General features: G+C 43.0%; 17 protein-coding genes, 1 tRNA gene and 1 pseudogene. 11 read left to right on the top strand and 8 right to left on the bottom strand.

All coding sequences use genetic code 11. The annotated features are described in order from the left end of the window. Positions 1 to 92 precede the first annotated feature (92 nt). Positions 93 to 167 (bottom strand) — tRNA-Gly (locus AB6D07_RS21085). Positions 168 to 691: 524 nt separating this feature from the next. Between AB6D07_RS21085 and AB6D07_RS21080 the strand changes: the two genes are divergently transcribed. The 5 genes from AB6D07_RS21080 (at position 692) to AB6D07_RS21060 (ending at position 3,983) form a co-directional block, all read left to right on the top strand. Then, positions 692 to 1,855, top strand: a complete 1,164-nt coding sequence (locus AB6D07_RS21080; RefSeq protein WP_009845522.1) for a threonine/serine exporter family protein — start codon at positions 692 to 694, stop codon at positions 1,853 to 1,855. A gap of 179 nt (positions 1,856 to 2,034) precedes the next feature. Next, complete coding sequence (locus AB6D07_RS21075) at positions 2,035 to 2,373, top strand: zinc ribbon domain-containing protein YjdM (RefSeq protein WP_004731484.1); 339 nt, start codon at positions 2,035 to 2,037, stop codon at positions 2,371 to 2,373. 99 nt (positions 2,374 to 2,472) lie between these two features. After that, positions 2,473 to 2,895, top strand: coding sequence for an N-acetyltransferase (locus AB6D07_RS21070; RefSeq protein WP_017102892.1), 423 nt, complete (start codon positions 2,473 to 2,475; stop codon positions 2,893 to 2,895). Positions 2,896 to 2,942: 47 nt separating this feature from the next. Further along, complete coding sequence (locus tag AB6D07_RS21065; protein ID WP_017102891.1) at positions 2,943 to 3,437, top strand: GNAT family N-acetyltransferase; 495 nt, start codon at positions 2,943 to 2,945, stop codon at positions 3,435 to 3,437. 93 nt (positions 3,438 to 3,530) lie between these two features. Next, a complete protein-coding gene (locus AB6D07_RS21060) occupies positions 3,531 to 3,983 on the top strand; it encodes a GNAT family N-acetyltransferase (protein ID WP_017102890.1) in 453 nt (150 codons plus the stop codon). A 47-nt stretch (positions 3,984 to 4,030) separates the two neighbouring features. Here the strand turns inward: AB6D07_RS21060 and AB6D07_RS21055 are convergent. Further along, positions 4,031 to 5,148 (bottom strand): annotated as a pseudogene (locus tag AB6D07_RS21055) (helix-turn-helix domain-containing protein). Between the two features lie 20 nt (positions 5,149 to 5,168). Here AB6D07_RS21055 and AB6D07_RS21050 point away from each other — a divergent pair. Next, positions 5,169 to 7,175, top strand: a complete 2,007-nt coding sequence (locus tag AB6D07_RS21050) for a TonB-dependent siderophore receptor (RefSeq protein ID WP_017102889.1) — start codon at positions 5,169 to 5,171, stop codon at positions 7,173 to 7,175. 180 nt (positions 7,176 to 7,355) lie between these two features. Here AB6D07_RS21050 and AB6D07_RS21045 read toward each other — a convergent pair whose 3' ends face one another. The 6 genes from AB6D07_RS21045 to AB6D07_RS21020 all read right to left on the bottom strand — a co-directional run bounded on the left by AB6D07_RS21045 (position 7,356) and on the right by AB6D07_RS21020 (position 13,302). Further along, entirely contained in the window at positions 7,356 to 8,300 is a 945-nt protein-coding gene (locus AB6D07_RS21045) for an ADP-ribosylglycohydrolase family protein (RefSeq protein ID WP_372092060.1), read from the bottom strand. Positions 8,301 to 8,492: 192 nt separating this feature from the next. Next, positions 8,493 to 9,419 carry an amino acid ABC transporter permease gene (locus AB6D07_RS21040; protein WP_017102887.1) on the bottom strand — a complete coding sequence of 309 codons (927 nt, stop codon included), beginning with the start codon at positions 9,417 to 9,419 and terminating at the stop codon, positions 8,493 to 8,495. Positions 9,420 to 9,552: 133 nt separating this feature from the next. Further along, positions 9,553 to 10,362, bottom strand: a complete 810-nt coding sequence (locus AB6D07_RS21035) for a transporter substrate-binding domain-containing protein (RefSeq protein ID WP_012600468.1) — start codon at positions 10,360 to 10,362, stop codon at positions 9,553 to 9,555. A 12-nt stretch (positions 10,363 to 10,374) separates the two neighbouring features. Next, positions 10,375 to 11,172, bottom strand: coding sequence for an amino acid ABC transporter permease (locus tag AB6D07_RS21030; RefSeq protein WP_009845515.1), 798 nt, complete (start codon positions 11,170 to 11,172; stop codon positions 10,375 to 10,377). Then, on the bottom strand, positions 11,172 to 11,918 hold the full coding sequence (locus AB6D07_RS21025; RefSeq protein WP_017082064.1) for an amino acid ABC transporter ATP-binding protein: 747 nt from the start codon (positions 11,916 to 11,918) through the stop codon (positions 11,172 to 11,174). The genes AB6D07_RS21030 and AB6D07_RS21025 overlap by 1 nt, the downstream gene beginning before the upstream one ends. Positions 11,919 to 12,153: 235 nt before the next feature. Next, the gene (locus AB6D07_RS21020) at positions 12,154 to 13,302 is read right to left on the bottom strand and encodes an iron-containing alcohol dehydrogenase (protein ID WP_372092058.1); all 1,149 of its coding nucleotides are present in this window, start codon (positions 13,300 to 13,302) and stop codon (positions 12,154 to 12,156) included. A gap of 193 nt (positions 13,303 to 13,495) precedes the next feature. Between AB6D07_RS21020 and AB6D07_RS21015 the strand changes: the two genes are divergently transcribed. The 5 genes from AB6D07_RS21015 to AB6D07_RS20995 all read left to right on the top strand — a co-directional run bounded on the left by AB6D07_RS21015 (position 13,496) and on the right by AB6D07_RS20995 (position 17,610). Next, complete coding sequence (locus tag AB6D07_RS21015; protein ID WP_017102885.1) at positions 13,496 to 14,380, top strand: AraC family transcriptional regulator; 885 nt, start codon at positions 13,496 to 13,498, stop codon at positions 14,378 to 14,380. Positions 14,381 to 15,028: 648 nt separating this feature from the next. Beyond that, positions 15,029 to 16,276, top strand: a complete 1,248-nt coding sequence (locus AB6D07_RS21010) for a RidA family protein (protein ID WP_017102884.1) — start codon at positions 15,029 to 15,031, stop codon at positions 16,274 to 16,276. A 215-nt stretch (positions 16,277 to 16,491) separates the two neighbouring features. Then, positions 16,492 to 16,905, top strand: a complete 414-nt coding sequence (locus AB6D07_RS21005; RefSeq protein WP_017102883.1) for a lysozyme inhibitor LprI family protein — start codon at positions 16,492 to 16,494, stop codon at positions 16,903 to 16,905. 101 nt (positions 16,906 to 17,006) lie between these two features. Further along, positions 17,007 to 17,363, top strand: coding sequence for a hypothetical protein (locus tag AB6D07_RS21000; RefSeq protein WP_017101361.1), 357 nt, complete (start codon positions 17,007 to 17,009; stop codon positions 17,361 to 17,363). Positions 17,364 to 17,457: 94 nt separating this feature from the next. Then, a complete protein-coding gene (locus tag AB6D07_RS20995) occupies positions 17,458 to 17,610 on the top strand; it encodes a hypothetical protein (protein ID WP_017102882.1) in 153 nt (50 codons plus the stop codon). Positions 17,611 to 17,867 lie beyond the last annotated feature (257 nt).

Raw genomic sequence — 17,867 nt, 5'->3', positions numbered from 1 at the left:
AACCCGCATCATCAGCTTGGAAGGCTGAGGTAATAGCCATTATACGATGCACGCACACTGTCTTAAGAGTAAGACTGAAGCATCAAGAAGACTGGAGCGTACAGCGGGAATCGAACCCGCATCATCAGCTTGGAAGGCTGAGGTAATAGCCATTATACGATGTACGCACATCGTCTTAACGAGTTTGATAATGCCACATCTAACTGAAAACGAAACCTTTTTCTTTCATTTTTATTCTAAGTGCTCGCATAACCACCACTCCGCTAGTTTTTCCATCATGTTCGGCGCTTTTAGAGTGAATAAAATGTGACTAAACTCTCGTTAAACGTAGGGCGAGAAACAACAAAGAACCCTCCACTCTTTCTAAGACCCATTCAGTTGGATTTATAAACCTATTTTAGTGGTGTTTTCTCATCATAAAATCAACATAAATACAGGCAATTTGACCGTTAACATAAACTGATTTCCATTCGTATTTTGATGCCCAATAATAACAATCTGGATGCATTGTTTTAACTTGCCAGTCTGCCAAAGCATTCATCAAGCGAATACGAAGCGGGTGGAGTTATAGGCTCCTCTAAGCGTTCGAAGGAAAAAGTAACGAATTTAGTTGATAATTCATGCAAAACTCTCGTCATTACGTCTATCGTTTGGTACATTTGCCGCACATTTTGTCTCCCCTAAAATTCCCATGCCTTCTCAGTTCCGAATTAACAAAATTGTTGAAATTGGTGACACTCTTCATCGCAGTGGTTGTGCTCCTTACAAGCTAGAGAAATACACCCAATTCTATGCAAAAAAGCATGGTGTTGATGTGATGATCCAAGCAACGCCAACCGCGATTAATTATCAATTCCCAGACGATAACAACGCCGTTATTCTTAAGCGTCTAAAGCCTGCTTCGATTAACTTGAGTTTGTTGGCCAATACCATCATTCGTATTAACCAACCGAGCAGTGAGCCTGTGCCAGAGCCTGTCGGTTACTCTAAACTTGTGACGGCACTGGCCAATATGGGTATTCCGCCAGCGTATCTGATGCTAATTGGCAGTACGTTAGAAGCGGTTGGCTTTTCTGCATTACTGGGTTTGATGGTTTGGGTATGTCAGCAAGTTCTTCATTCACGTCGCGCTATTGCGGTTGAATTCATCTCGGCACTATTAACGGGTATCTTCGTGGCATTTTTGGCAAGCACAGGGTTGCCGATCCCGGTGTGGGCGTTATGTATCGCTTCGATTGTCTTGTTTGTCCCCGGGTTATCCATAGCCAACGCACTAGAATGTTTGGCGTTTAATGATCTCGTCTCTGGTACCAGTTTGTTAGGGCAGAGCGCATTAACCCTGATAAAGCTGTTTGTCGGGATTATCATGGGGCTCAACATTGGTGAAGCGATATGGGGACAAGCGGTCTCCATTGACTATACGAATGCGGTTCCGACATGGATGCACATATCTGGTTTGGTGTTGATCTCGGTGTCGATTGGTGTGATGTTCAATGCGCGTCCTAAAGACATCTTACTTGGCTTGCCAGTGGCAGTTCTGGGTATGTGGGGGCCATTCTATCTTGGTTTTGATAGTGGCTGGGTTGTCGGTACTTGGGTTACGACGGTTCTTATTACTTTGTACGGGACTTGGATTGCCAAGAAGATGGAACTCACGGGCTCTATTTATATCGTGCAAGGGATCATCATCTTGGTTCCGGGTAGCCGAGTATTAGTGAGTGCTAGCCAGTCGGTGTTTGAACAATCGATTTTGCCTATCCCGAGTATCGGTTTGTCGGCGTTATTCATGTTCTCTGCAATTGTGGCAGGGCAAATCACCGCTTACTCGATTTACTCACCAAAAGTCGAACGTTAATCCGTTCCGCCTCCCAAGCCCTTAAACAAACACAGCTTAACGGTTGTGTTTGTTCGTTTTAGGTACTGCTCTTTTCTAAGTTAAATTACGCTACTGAAAATTGGTTCGATTTGTGCTCGCTAAGCCTAACAAGAGTCATTAAAATGGACGCAAATTTTATTTAAATGAAGTATTAACGTATGTCTTTACCTCCTTGTCCGCAATGCCAATCTGAATATGTCTACCCAGACCAAAACAACCTAATCTGCCCTGAGTGTGCCTATGAGTGGAACCCAGAAGAAGAGCGTTTAGAAAGAGAAGCCGCGCGTGTTAAGGACGTAAATGGCGTTGTATTGGAAAGTGGTGATAAAGTTACCTTCATTAAAGATCTAAAAATCAAAGGCAGTTCTAGCGTATTGAAAATTGGTACTAAAGCTGTGATTCGACGCATCAATGAAGGCAAAGATCACCAGCTAGATTGCAAGCTGGATGGTGGCGGTGAAATGCTGGTTACAGCGAAGTACGTTAAGAAGCAGTAACCATTGTTTCAAACAATTGTCGTAAATCTTCAATAAGTTTAAGTCGCTTCTCGGCATACTGACTCGCTTATTAAACCGCAATAAATCCAGAGAATTAAGATGATCAGACAATACCGTCCAGCCGATATTGAAACCGTTTTAGATATTTGGTTAACCGCTTCGATCAAGGCGCATGATTTTGTGGCTCCTGAGTTCTGGGAGTCGCAAGTGGGTAATATGCGCGACATATACATCCCTGCATCAATAACTTACGTGTATCAAATAGACGGTGAGGTTCGTGGCTTTTATTCGCTTTATGAAGGGATTTTAGCTGCGATCTTTGTGAGCCCGCAGCATCAAGGTTGTGGGGTTGGTAAGCAACTTATCCAACACGCGAAGCTTGAATGCCCGAATCTGTCTTTGAATGTGTATAAAGAGAATCAAGCGACCATTGAGTTCTACTTGTCTCAAGGTTTCTCTATTGTGAGCGAACAAGTTGATGAACATACAGGGCATCAAGAATACACCATGCACTTAGCTTAGACTTGATCGCTAAATCCGAAAGAGCAGTAACTAGGAATCGAAACTATATGGACATGGTCAAAGCTGATATTTCGTACTCAAGTGCCTTTTATCACTATGTGAATGCTTGCTCTGAGGATGGGTTAGAAATTTATACAGGTATTTCTGACAGTAGTGATACGTATTTAAAAAGGCGAGTCGCTTATTCAAAAGGTGAGGAACTGCCAGAAGGTTGGACGCCTGCTTCTACTTATTTTTGTGTCGAGTCTGGACGTATTCTTGGAGTGATAAGAGTTCGTCATGGCACCAGTCCGTACATTCACGATGTCATAGGACATATCGGCTATGAGACGCTGCCGCAAACCAGAGGGCGGGGTATCGCAAGTCATATGTTGTCTTGGGTTCAACGGCACGTATTGTCCGAAAGCGCTATTATTACGTGTGAGAGGGGCAATATAGCTTCGCAAAAGGTGATTGAGAAGTGCGGTGGACAATTCCTGAATACCTTTTACTCGGAGCAAGATAAACACGAAGTCTTACGTTACCAACTAGAACCAAAATGAACATTTAAGCGTGGCATTTTTGGGTTTTATCGGGGTTACTATGTCCCGGTTTAAACGAAAATGAAGCCATAGCCAATTATTGTTGGAGATATTTTGAAGTATTCGACAAGACCCGCTCAGTCATCAGATTATGAATTTCTGTTCGAGCTGAAAAAGGCGGCTGAATTTGAGCCAATCAAAGCTGTTTTTGGCTGGGATGAGCAAATTCAACGAGATATACACGCCGAAGAGTGGGCAGAAGAACGACCTGAAATCATTGAATATCAAAGCAAAGCGATTGGCAGTGTGTTGCTGCAAGACAAGGGCGATCACTTCTATTTTTGCCGATTCTTCTTACTACCTGAGTATCATGGGAAGGGCATTGGTAGCCAAGTATTGAAAGATTGTTTAACTAAGGCTGACAGCCTCAATAAACCCGTCGAACTTTGTTATCTACAAGGTAATCGAGTTGGGGAGCTGTATCTAAGATTTGGCTTTGAAATCACCTCGCAAAACGATCAGTTTGTTTATATGTGGCGATCACCTGGCCAACATAGCAGATGTTAGATATAGCCTTTTAAAGTTATAGAACAAATAGTTTTATATCAATGTAACTAAGTCTTAATCGCTATGTCTTGTGGCGGCACACCGAAGGTTTTCTTAAAAGCATTGGTGAAATTAGAAGGGTGCTGATAACCCGCTTCATAGGCGGCCTCGGTGATTGAAACCAACCCTCGTTCTAAATGCTGGCGTGCGATCTCTAATCGTCTCAAACGGATGTAACCGTTGATTGTCATGTTGTATGACTGCTTAAAACGCCTTTGAATATTAGATACACTCATCGAAAAATGCTCAGCAAGCATTTTTAGGCTCAGCTCTTGGTCGAGATGAATTTCAATAAAGCAGATTACAGCCTCAATTCGTTCGTCATAACTTTGATGTTCAATGTTAGTTACACGTGTCGCTGGTTTTATTATTTTTGGTTTAGTTTGGTAAGCCAGACAGCAAGTTTGTGGTAGTTGATGCATCGAATTCTCAAGGATCTGTTGAGTTAAGGATTCTATATGCAACTTCTGATGGAAGTTATTGGGTGAAGAGCAAGTCGTCAATTCTTGTGTCAGCTTCCAGATTTCTTCCGTCACTTCTAATTGGAAGTTGGCATTATGTGTATTGATGAAGTTTCGGCATTTACACTCTTCGGTTACTCGAGATTCGAACCATTTTGGTTTGACTAAGATGTTAATCTTATTGAGTTTATTGCTTGCTGTCATCACTCGACGGAAATTGGCGGGTTTAGTGAGGTTGACCACCACACCTTGAGGTTGATGAGTGGCATCGAGATCAAATTCGAGATCATCGTAACCAAATGACAGCTTACCTTCCAAAAGAATGGTGATCAGAACTGAAGCGTGAGCGGTAGAGCGGTAGAGATTATCTTAGTATCGACGAGCTCAATACAGCGGCCACCGTGGATAAATATTAGTTCATTATATTGATAAGAAAGAAATTTCCCCTCAGCCAGTGATGTCTGTGTAGTTTGACCTTGTGTGACAATAATCTGCTTTTCTGTTTGCTCCAACTTTTTAGTCAGAGTGACTTTGCCAATTTTAGCTCGTTTAGACGTTACTTCACTCATTTGACCGTTCCTCATAACAGCTGTGCGTTTTTGCATAAGCAAATCATCTGTGCATTTATAGGTTACAACTCTATCATGATTGATAATTATTATCATTTACATATAGGATTGAATCTATGGAAAGCCCAGTCAGATCAACAATTAAGCTTTCAGCCCTCTATATCGCAATTGCCAGCACGTTTAGTAGCTCTGTTATTGCCGAAGAAAGTACATCGCACTTCGATGAAGTTGTGGTTTGGGGAACGAAAGTCTCAAGCAACACTGAATCGATCATTGCAGATGACATGTCACTGAAGCAAGCTGACCATATGTCAGATTTGCTGCGCGAAATCCCCGGTGTTGATGTTGGGGGAACGCACTCGATCAACCAGCGAATTACGATTCGCGGCCTAAGCGAAACTGACTTAGACATTCGATTAGATGGCGCTTCTCAGCACGCCAACATGTTCCATCATATTGGTAATTTGACTCTTAACCCTGACATATTGAAATCAGCGGATATCCAAGTAGGTAACAACTCGGTGACGCAAAATGGGTTAGGCGGTTCAGTGCTGTTTGAAACCAAAGATGCCAAAGATCTACTTCGCTACGACGAGACTTTTGGCGCTCGTGTTTATGGCGGGTATGCCACGAATGCAAGCCAGCAAGGTTCACTTACTGTGTATGGTTTGTTGTCAGATAACGTCGATGCCATGCTTTACAGTCATTACATGAGCCGTGACAATTTTGAAGATGGTGATGGTACTGAAACCTTTGGCTCAGAAGGGGATGTATACAATATTCTAGGTAAGATTGGTTTTGAGCCAAGTGACTTACACCGTTTTGAACTCTCTTATGATATGTACCGTGATAACGGTGATTACAGTCCACGCCCTGATATGTCGGGTGGTACGAACGTGGGTTTGTCTAAAAACATCCTCATTCCCACCGATTACAACCGTGACACCATCACGGCCAGCTATGAGCTGCGTGGTGAAAGTCATCAAGGTAACGTGACTCTATACAACACGGAAACTGAGATTCAGCGAGATGAAAGTGTTATGGCACCACGTTGGCCTTCTAATCGCTTATCCAAAAACACGGCTAAAAACCAAAACTTTGGTCTCAACGCAAAGTTCCAATCCGATTATCGCCTGATGTCGTTTGATAACATCGCGACTTATGGCTTTGACTATATGGACAAGTCATCGAGCAGCTATTACGGCAGCAGCAAGTTTATGGACGAGTCAGCAATCTCTACAGCCCTTTTTGTTGAAGATCAGTTCTACTTTACTCAAGCATTCTCGGTCACGGCAGGGCTTCGTTTTGATGATTACCAACGTAAAGCAGAAGTTGGTAGCGAAGATTTTGACGATGTAACTTGGTCGTTGGCCACTCAATGGGATGTTACTCAAGATTGGACGCTGTTCGCGAGTACACGTTCGTTGTTCAAAGGCCCGGAGTTGATGGAGAGCTTTATTGCTTACCAAGATGTCGCTTATTTGGCTAACGATCTGAAGGCTGAGACAGGGCAGAACACGCAAGGTGGTGTCCGTTTCGATAAACGCTTGGATAATCACTTTATTGGTGCCAACCTGACAGTATTCCAAACTAATATTGATGACTATATTGCCGAAAAGTATCAACGTGCAAGTAAGAGTTATTTGATTTATAACCTAGGTGACGTTGAGATAAAGGGCTTCGAGGCGAGCTTATCTTATGGCTACGAGAGGTTTAACAGTAAGCTGTCTTATGCGCTTTCAGAGACTAAAAATAAAGACACAGGCGGTGCAGTAGCAGGTGGCAATGGTCGAAGTATTGATATGGGTGACAGCATTACGCTGACACTCGATTATCAGTCTGAAGCGCTTGAGACTATCTTTGGTTGGAATTCAATGTTTGTTAAAGACGAAGACAATGTATTCGATGGTCAGCCGATCAAAGAAGGCTATGACGTTCATAACCTGTTTGCTCAGTGGGTGCCTTCGAATCTTGATGGATTGTCTGTCACCTTTGGTATCGATAACGTGTTTGATGAGCAATACACCTCACACGCTTCTCGTTCAGGTACGGCAAGAGGCTTTACCTTGGATGACTATGAACCTGGCCGTAACTACAAGCTTTCTGCCGCGTATCAGTTCTAGGAAAGGTTTAAACTCATAGGTTTGGTTGGAGCGATAAACTCACGGTCGTAGGGATCCGGAAGGGGTATTGCTCGAAATTGAAGTTATCCGTTTAAGTCATTCTAGTGAAAAGAAAAGCGTCTTTCGAGCTCTTGAGCAAGAAGTCGAGAGGCGCTTTAGTTTTATTTATTATTGTTTGAATCACTCAATAGGCAAAGACAATACACCGCCATTGAGTTCGACTTGTTTTAGCCATTCGGTTGGAATTCCGTCATCTTCATCGTAGAAACACGCCGCTAATACCGCGCCAATCACAATCGCACGCCCGCAGCTGTCACCGCCACATAAGATATTGTCTCGAATACCTTGTTTATAGCTCTGAGCACCCGCAATGATGCGAATTAGCAAGGGAAATGCGGCACTCAGTTCACAATGCAATCCGAACTTCTTCGCGGCATCTGTTATTGAAAGTTCGGGATCAGCCAAAGCCATGTTGATTTGGTCGTGTACAAACTTGCTACAGGTTTGTCGCACCATTTCTACGGACTGTAATGGTGAGTTGCCTTGAATCGCTGCTTGAATCAACAGGGTGATGGCTTGCGCCCATTCCACGGCTTTGTCGTTGTTGTTGGTCACTCGTACCGCGCTCTCTACCATCGCTGGTAAGATGTGAGAGGTATAAGTACAGGCTACTAATGGAATGATCTTTGAAACTGCGGGGAGCTGCGTATCGTCTGCGCCACAGGCAGTAATCGGGGCGCCCTCTAGTTCTAATTGATGGATGTTCAGCAAGCTCATGCGCGTCGCTTTATCAATGTAGCCTTGCCAACTACCACCGAAATCAAACCATTTGCGGAAATGTTGAATATAGCTCGCTTCATCGTATTTTTGGTTGTCGACTAAACTATCGACCATCGCCAATAACTGAGCACCGTATTGCGAGTGCTCACCGGACGTTTTTCCTTGGTGCGCAAAGTAGCCTTTGTCTTGATAATCGAACTGATTCGGTGAGCGAAATTCTGGCTCGAAACCAGCCACGTGTATGATCCTCTCTTGGTCATACAGCCAGTGCAACCCCATGGAAGCGGCGTCTCCAACCAATGCGCCGACAACGGCGTAAAAAGCTCTTTCTTTATGATTGTCCATGCTGAGTGATGTCCTTGAGAAGAATCAACGTAGTTCGATACTTCAAGTATAGTGATTAGACGAGTATTTCGCTGTGTTTCTAAGAAGAAATATGAAGGGATAAATCCCGATTGGTCAATAGCTTAAACCAATCAGGTGAACTTGATAAGGGAAAGGAATGGTCGGGCGAGTCGGTACTATTAATTAATGACGTTACTGATGGTTAAGGTAAGCACTAGAACGTTGTTCAATCACTTTGAACAGACGCGAAAGCGCAAAGCATAAAGCAAAATATACGAAGCCTACAATCAGCCAGATCTCGAAGATCAACCCCGATGAGTTTGCCATCTCAGTACCAACAAACGTCATCTCTTGGATCGAAATCAGAGACACAATCGACGTGTCTTTAACCAAGGAGATTGCTTGGCCTGCCAATGGTGGGGTGATGGCAGTTAATACTTGTGGGCCAACCACAAATCGATACTTAGACAATGCAGACAAGCCAAGCGAATCGGCCGCTTCCCATTGGCCTTTAGGAATACCTTCTAAACCCGCTCGAATCACTTCCGCAATGTAAGCCGAAGAGAGCAAACCAATACAGATAACACCAGACGCTAAGTTTTCCCAAAGGTTAGCAGGACCAAACAGAAAGGCTTGAACAGCGTTAATCTCGCCATTGTGTTCACGTAAGATACTTTCTAAACCAAGTAATGGGATCAGTTGGTTAGAAACGAAGAAATAGAATATGAAGACAAACACCAGTGGCGGAATATTTCGAACCAACTGGATAAAAATCAGTGCCGGTGTTTTGAAGAAAGCGATCTTTGAGTGTCTTGCTACACCTAACAATGTGCCAAAAGAGAGTGCTAACACCATACTCCAGACACTCAAGCGCAGTGTAGCGATCAAGCCTTGGAAGAAGTAGGGAATACTGCCTTGAGAAGGTGGAATGAAAATTAGGGTAAACGCATCTTCCCAGCGCCACTGGTAGTTGATACCAACAGCAGAACGATAATAAAGCCAGCCTGCAAACACACAAATGACAGCGAGTAACACGCCATCCAAAAGGTTAAGGCGTTGATACCAAGGCTTCATATAAACGTTGGGCTTAGGTGTTGTTAATGCGCTAGTACTACTCACGTCATTCCTGTTTAAACAATAATAATTAGTAGGCTGTTTTGTTGAGTTTTAGATCATCATTAAAGCGAATCAAGTTGCCGAATCGAGGCAGTGCAGACAACGCACTGCCTCGATTCACTAGCAAAAGTTCAGATTACTGACCTTGAGCAATCTGGTCCTGCCAATCTAGAGTAGAGAACCAGTACTCGTAACGCTCTTTCAACCAACCGTCTTCAGTACGTGCTTTGATCCATTCGTTGAAGAATTCTGCCTTGTCAGTTTCACCTAGGCGAACTGCAAATGCTTCGTTACCTTTTGATAGACGCTCTTCAAATGGAATAAATAGCGTGTCTGCATTTTTGATCGTTTCGTGTTCTGGTTTCGGGCTAGACGCGATAACCGCGTGCGCGTTGCCGTTTAACACTTCTTGGAATGCTTGAGCATCGTCATCGAACTGTAGAACTTTCGCTTTAGGGAAGGTCTCACGAGCGACTTGAACCGTGAATGCTCCACGACGTGCTGCAATTTTTACGCGGCGAGAATCAAAATCAGAGATCTGAGTAAAACCTTCCGCTAGCTCTTTGTTAGCCGCCAGTTGAACGCCAGAGTGCGAGTAAGGTTCAGTGAACAATACGCTTTTAGCTCGCGCTTCAGTGATAGACATACCGCCGATGATTACATCAAATTTTTTCGATAATAGAGAAGGGATAATACCGTCCCATGCCGTAGGTACAAATTCGACTTTCCAACCAGAATCTTCGGCAAGGCGTTTCGCCACGTCGATTTCAAAGCCAACGAGATCGCCTTGTTTGTTACGCATCGCCCAAGGAACAAATGTCGACATCCCAACGCGCAGTGAGCCACGTTCGTTGATTTTATCGAGGTTAGGCGTTTCAGAAGCAAGTGCAGGCAAACTTACGGCAAGCGCAAGTAGGGCTGTAATCGCGGTTTTAAATAGCTTCATGCTGATAAATCCTTATTGTGTTCGCCAGTTAGCCCCGAGCTTATGCTCAAGCCAAGCAGCAACGGCAGAAAGTGAAAGTGTAAGAGCAAGATAAATGATCGCCACAGAGAACCAAATCTCGAATGGCATCGCAGTTTCAGAAACAATGTTTCTGGCTTCAGTCGTCAGGTCAAAAATAGCCATGACACTCACAATTGAAGAGTTTTTAATAAGAGAGATCACTTCATTAGTCAAAGGTGGCAAGGTACGTTGCACCACCTGAGGAAGAATCACATCCCAGTAAGTATAGGTCTTTGATAAGCCCAAGGATTGAGCTGCTTCAAATTGTCCTCTCGCAATACCATTTAAACCGGCACGAAATATCTCGGCGGTGTAAGCGCCTTGGAAAAGTGCCAAGGCTAAAACGGCAGTGCTAAAGCGATCCAGCCCTAACACGGGGCCAAATACAAAATAGAGCAAATAAATTTGTACTAATAACGGCGTGTTACGAATCAACTCAACATAGCTGGTGGCTAAGGTGCGTCCAACCACAGAATTTGAGTTCCTCAATAGCGCCGTCGTTAAACCAATGATCAGCGTAGCAACCAAAGAAATCAGAGAGATATTGATGGTAACCAGTAGCCCTTCAACTAATTCTGCAGGCCACCATTCACCATCTTCATAGAAAGCAATATAGTCCGGCACACGCTCCCATTGCCAGCTGTATCCCATGGTTTGTGCGCCAGAGTCGAGAATCCAAACAACAGCAGCCACCAGTACAACAATCTGTACCAAAGCAGATAGGGCGGGTTTAATAATTCGAATCAACATCAATAAGTCAGGATCTGATTTAGGAACGCTTGAGTACGTTCATGTTGAGGGTTTTCAAAGAGCGCTTGTGGCGTATTCGATTCCACAATTTGTCCTTCATCCATGAAGATAACGCGGTCGGCCACTTGTTTCGCAAAGCCCATTTCGTGGGTCACACACACCATGGTGATACCTTCGCTCGCCAGTTCAACCATCACGTCGAGCACTTCGTTGATCATCTCCGGATCAAGCGCTGAAGTCGGTTCATCAAAAAGCAGTAATTCAGGCTTCATGCACAGCGAACGGGCGATAGCTACACGTTGTTGCTGACCGCCAGAAAGTTGTACTGGGTATTTGTTGGCTTGTTCAGCGATGTGTACGCGCTCGAGATAGTGCATTGCAAGCTTCTCGGCTTCTCGTTTGCTTTTTTTCAGCGTACGTATTGGAGACAGAGTCAGGTTTTCAAGCACGGTAAGATGGGGGAATAAATGAAAATGCTGAAACACCATTCCGACTTGGCCAGGTGTGTTGAATTTACTCGGAAGTACTTGTTCTAACACGCAAAGCTCGCCACTTTCGAAAGGTTCTAGCTGATTGATACAACGGATTAAAGTTGATTTACCCGAACCTGATGGCCCGCAAATCACCACTATTTCTCCCTGTTCAATATTTAAATCGATATCCTTTAGTGCATGAAAATCACCATACCACTTGTTAAGTGACTTAAACTTAACCATTTCCTTGAGATTGTTCAAATCGTTGTTCATACCTAGTAAAGAGACAGGTTTACCTTACCAATATAGAAATCTGAATGCACATAAAATTAAGGACTTATGAGAATTTAATAGCATCTTGTAGGGCAAATTAAAAAGCAGCGCCTGATTTGGACGCTGCTTGAGGATATACGCAAGGGCAAAGAATTTGGTTCAGTTATCACGGATAAATTCTTAGATTATAGTGATTTTCTTTAGAACCTTGTTTTCCTTGCTCTAATTTTGACCGCTATTGAATCGCAGACTCTAGAATCTCACGTGTTTTCTGAGGCGTGATTGCTTTGTTCTCGCCAAGCTCTAGGTAACCGTGTGATTCAAGTTGCGCGACAACACTATCAATCGCAGTTGCTTTGTTTGTTTCGTAACCGTCGAACATCGTTGGAACGTCTAGGCTGTGGTAGAACGCTTCGATTGCAGCAATAGTGCGCTCCGCTAAATCGGCACCCGCTTCTAGGCCAAATACGTTACGACCCATTTGCTCTAGCTTGCCACGCTTCGCTTCGATTTGATTACGAAGTAGTGAAGGTTGAACAATCGCAAGAGAACGTGCGTGGTCTACGTGCCATAGTGCTGTGAATTCGTGGCCAATCATATGTGTTGCCCAATCTTGAGGAACGCCAGTACCAATCAGGCCGTTAAGCGCTTGGTTTGCCGTCCACATTAGGTTTGCACGCCATGCGTCGTGGTCACGCTCGTCGTATTGCTTACCCAGTACAAGTAGGTTCTTCAGCAGTGTTTCAGCGTAACCGTTTTGAACCATCGCGTCTGTTGGCATTGTGATGTATTGCTCACACACGTGAACCCATGCATCAACTAGACCGTTGATCAATTGGCGCTCTGGAAGAGACTTCATTACGTCTGGGTCCATAACCGCGAACTTAGGTTGTACTGCAGGGTTCATGAACGCCAGTTTCTCTTGAGTCTCTTTACGCGTGATTACAGCACCCATGTTAGATTCAGAACCTGTCGCAGGAAGTGTCAGTACTGCACCGATAGGAGTTGCTTCAGTAACTTGGTGTTTGCCCGCTAGGATATCCCAACCGTCGCCGTCGTATTTAGCCGCTGCAGCAACGTATTTAGAACCGTCGATTACCGAACCACCGCCGACAGCGATAATGAATTCTACGTTTTCTTCTTTAACAAGAGCGACGGCTTTATCTAGCGTCTCTTTCGTTGGGTTAGCTTCAACACCTGCGAACTCAATCCAAGCGTGATCCTTTAGAGAAGCGACAACTTGGTCGTAAACACCGTTGCTTTTGATTGAACCGCCACCGTAGATGACTAGCACTTTCTTTGAAGTATCAACCGCTTGGCTGATAGCGTTGATTTGACCTTGGCCGAAATGGATTACAGTAGGGTTAACGTAAGTAAATTGCATTAGAGATTCCTTGTGTAAAGCTAAATTTGTTATTTTGGTTTATTGCTCAATTTCTATATTTGCATATTAGTACAGTCATTCGGGGTAATGAAGGGCTGTTTCTCCAAATAAATTGCCTATTTCTACAAAGTTGATATTCTTCCTCTGCTTTAGCTTACATACTCTTAGCACTTGGAATGGAAAGTCGCCACTTATGAAAGAACTCGCGCAGTTATTACAGTCTTACGTTGAACACAAAGGTTGGGATGATCTTGAAGGGATCAGAGAAACAGAAATTGACGGCGTGTGGTTATATAGAAGCAGCGGCGGCAATCAGCGTCAGCCTTTTACTTACCAATCTGGCATCATAATGCTAGGGCAAGGTAAAAAGAACATCTATATTGGCGAACGCCCAGTCACTTACGCAGCCGGTGATTACCTTGTAGTAGGTGTGCCAATGCCGTTGGAGTGTGAGGCCTTGCCTGTTAATGGCGAACCATTGCTTGGTTTATCTATCAACATTGACTCTCAACGCTTGCACAGCTTAGTCAAAAAGCTGGAAGACCAAGGCTTTCTAGAGAGCTACTGCAACAAGCACAAGCAGAATTCGAGCGGCTTAGAATCGACGCCAATGGAAGAGCAAATGCTGGAGAGCTTTACTCGATTGGTCAAAACTCTACATTGTGACATTGAAGCCAATATATTGGGCGATGCCATGGTCAGCGAAATTGTCTACCGCGCCCTAACCGGTTCAGAAGGGCGTGTGCTGTTTGATTTAGCTCATCATGACGGCCATTACGCACGTGTCGCTAAAGCGCTGTCTAAAGTGCATGAAGAGTACGACCAAACCATCACTGTTCAATCGCTTGCCGACGAAGCCAACATGAGCGTGTCTGCCTTCCACAATGCATTCCGTAATGTCACCTTTGAATCTCCTCTTCAATATTTGAAGAAGGTAAGACTCAACAAAGCCAAAGAACTGATTCAGCTACAAGGCCTTCGCATCAGCGATGCTGCTCGCCGAGTCGGCTACTCGAGCCCATCCCAATTCAGTCGCGAATTTAAGCGCCACTTCAATACCACTCCAAGAGCGGTTTAGCTCTTCTTTCAACGAAACTATCTGTTGAGAGCTATGGTGCCAAAAGCTATGGTGTCGATTGCTATTCGTTGATGCCATCGTGATTCCTGAAAGCCCATGTCTTGGCTGAACACCATACTTCTCATGTCATCCCCCTGAGTCTCATATTTGTTGAATTATATGAGTAAATGTATCTAATCATAGGCATTGTCAGATTGTAGGTATTTGATTCTCGAATATATTATTAACGTACTTATATAAAATAAGCTCTCGAAAATAATTAATTAAATAGCCTAAGAGTTTATGCACGGGTATAAGGGATAAAGTTACTAACCTAGCTAGTAACGGAGTTTTAGTGTGAACAACCTATCAAATATCATCTAAATTTTGGTAATTATCCTTTCAATTACCTGAGAGAGTATTCAGGATTATTGAATAGACTTAAAATTAAAGAGAATTTAGCAGTTGATAAAGCCTAATGTGACGGATAATTAGTCGCTTGATGACTAATTATCCTGTAACTTGCTGATTTATAGTCAACTGAGAGTCTGATGTATATCACGTTTACCCTAAAATAATTCACTTAACATGGCGCTACTTTAATCATTCTTTCCAATACGATTGTTAAATATAAATACGTATTCCTATATTATTAAAAGGATAATTCCGATGAGTAGCGATATCATTAAAATTTCAAGAAATACTGAAAATGCACCAATTAATTCTGTATCTACACAAACGGTCGCTTTTTCTCATTATAATAACTTTTCTGCTCAACTGCCTGTTGACCCTAAAACAGGTGAAATAGTTATTGGAGATATTAAAGACCAAGCAGCACAATGCTTGAGTAATATTAAATCTATTGTTGAAAGCATTGACCATGTTATGGATGATGTCGTAAAGATCAATATTTTCGTTAAGAATATTTCTGATATCGATGCTATTGATGAGGTTTACGCAAGCTTCTTCAACAACAGCCTGCCGACACGTACAGTCGTGGGTGTAGCTGCGCTACCGAACAGTGACGCTTTAGTTCAAATGGATGCTCTTATTTCAAACGGCGAAGGTACTAAACCACAAGCACCTTGCGCACTAGTTAAGGTCTCAAGAAATACAGATAATGCGCCTCAAAGTGCTGTATCGACGCAGACAGCGGCTTTTTCTCACTACAACAACCTTTCAGCTCAATTGCCTATCGATGTAAATACAGGTGAGTTGGTTTCAGGTGGTATCACAGAGCAAACGACACAATGTTTAGCAAACATTAAAACGATTCTAGAGAGTATCGGTCATGTCATGCATGATGTGGTTAAAACCACTATCTACCTTAAAAATGTTGAAGATGCAGAAAAGGTAAATGAAGTTTGCGCTAAGTTCTTCCCAAGTTATGTACCAGCGCGAACGGTTGTTAATGCTGCTGAACTACCAATGGGCGCTTTAATTCAAATTGATACATCCGTTTCACATGGTGACGGTACACCGCCGCAATTACCAGAAGACACTCGCTTGTTGGTTATTGAAGCTAATAATACTGTCGATGCCCCTTTCATGGCTTATTCGCACACCGTTGCTTTCTCTCACTACAATCATATTTCAGGCCAATTACCTTTAGACCCGAAAACAAATGAAATTGTTGCTGGTGGTGTAAAGGAGCAAGCGGGACAATGTTTAAAAAATATTAAGGCGATCATTGAAAGTGTTGACCATAGCATGGAAGATACAGTGAAAATCAATATTCAGCTTAAAAATGTTTCAGACATTGATACAGTGAACGAGGTCTACACAACATTCTTTAATGCTGAATTACCGGCAAGAACGGTGGTTGGGGTTTCAGAGATTTCTATGAATGCTCTAATTCAAATTGATGCAGTCGTTTCCAACTGCGAAGGTACACCACCACAAGATGTTATTGCTTAAACATAATTAAACCCACTTCAAACTAAGCGGTCAGATTGTCGGTGATGATCTGATCTGCTCCTTCTTGAAATTGTCGGCTTGTGCCGAACACTCTCATACCGTTAGAAATAGTTAGTCAAACGTTTAGCTAGCCTGAGCCCGAAGAAATGATCAATACTGGTAATTCGAACTACTGCTTGTCGAGTAGATATCGCAGATTTTGAACTGTATTGGAGATGCTTTTGAAAAAGTCATTAATTGTACTGGCGTTAGTTACTACATCTTGTTTCGCTGTTGATGATGAAGACCCTTGTAACGTTGAAGGTGGAGGGGTTACTGCGGGTTATCTGTGTGTCGAAGAGAAAATGAAAGTAGCAAATATCGATCTCAATAAAACATATCAAGAAGCCATTATGCGAATAGTCGAGGAAGAAACCGAATTGCAAAAAATCGAGTTTCACATCGATCTAGAAGGACCTTTCCGAAGAGCTCAACAAGCTTGGTTGAAATACAGAGACGCAGATTGTGAATTTATAGGTCAAGCGTATACGCCTTCCGTTTGGGCCGGGGTTCAAATCGAAGAGTGTAAGCTAAGAATGATTTTAGAGCGTATCGAGTATTTTGAAGGTACCTATTCAGTTCCAGATTGAAGAAGCTTAAACTTGATTCTGGGTAATTAAGTTGGGGTTCATAGAAGCGATGTACCAAGAACCGAAAATAGAATTAGAATGTGAGAAAGAAAATTAAGTGTATGCAATTTCGAGTTATTTTATTGTTGTGCCTAGCGATAGTGGGGTGTTCATCTAATCAAGAGCTAACACCTGATCCGACAACTATCACGCTTTTTTATGGTGAGACGTCGATCTCGGCGGGTGTGTTAGAAGATAAAACATTTAATTCGGTTCTAGCCGATAGAAGAGAGAGTGTTACTCTCTCGGGCTCACTATCAAAGCAAAACTCAGGTTACTTAGTTGATATCTTAGTGATCAGAGAAAATAGAGCACCACGTTCAAAGCGCCAATTAAACACCTTACTTCTTATGAAGCCGGGAGAATTAGTGGATGTTGGCGGTGTGAACAATGATGTGTTCAGAGTCATTCTAGAGTAACAATCCCGAAGTAATCAATTAATGTGAAATTTTTCTTTACCTCAACCTAACTTCAAGTCTTAAGCTTCTCTTACCCAATAAGAAGGAGCTTATTATGCAAAATAACTACGTAAAAGAACTCGCCGTTAAAACTTACCAAGAAGAACTTCAGAAAGAGTACGTTAAATCTAAAGTTAGACCATTCCACGGCCCGAGTTTTATCGGCGGCGTACTGTTGTCAGTCGTGTTGGTTGGGTTGTTTTATTGACTTGAAAGCGTACAGGCCATTGAGATAACTTACTGCAGGATACTAATAGCCTAATTGTTGTGAAAGCTAAAATAATCAGAGGTATCGAGATAAACATAGTAACCTTAATTGCGTTATCTTCTACCGATGATTTGGCAAACTCACAGTAATACTGGCCAAATATATCCAGTGACTACCCATTCGACAGTAAATTAGTGTAATTACACGGCTTTGTTGCGTAATTAAATTTAAAGATAGAACAACCCCGTTTCGCGTAT

It is taken from the genome of Vibrio sp. 10N.239.312.C11, assembly GCF_041466065.1.
GTDB lineage: Bacteria > Pseudomonadota > Gammaproteobacteria > Enterobacterales > Vibrionaceae > Vibrio > Vibrio tasmaniensis_A.
The sequence above is the reverse complement of the archived record's forward strand: the minus strand, read 5'-3'. Positions and strand labels throughout refer to the sequence as shown.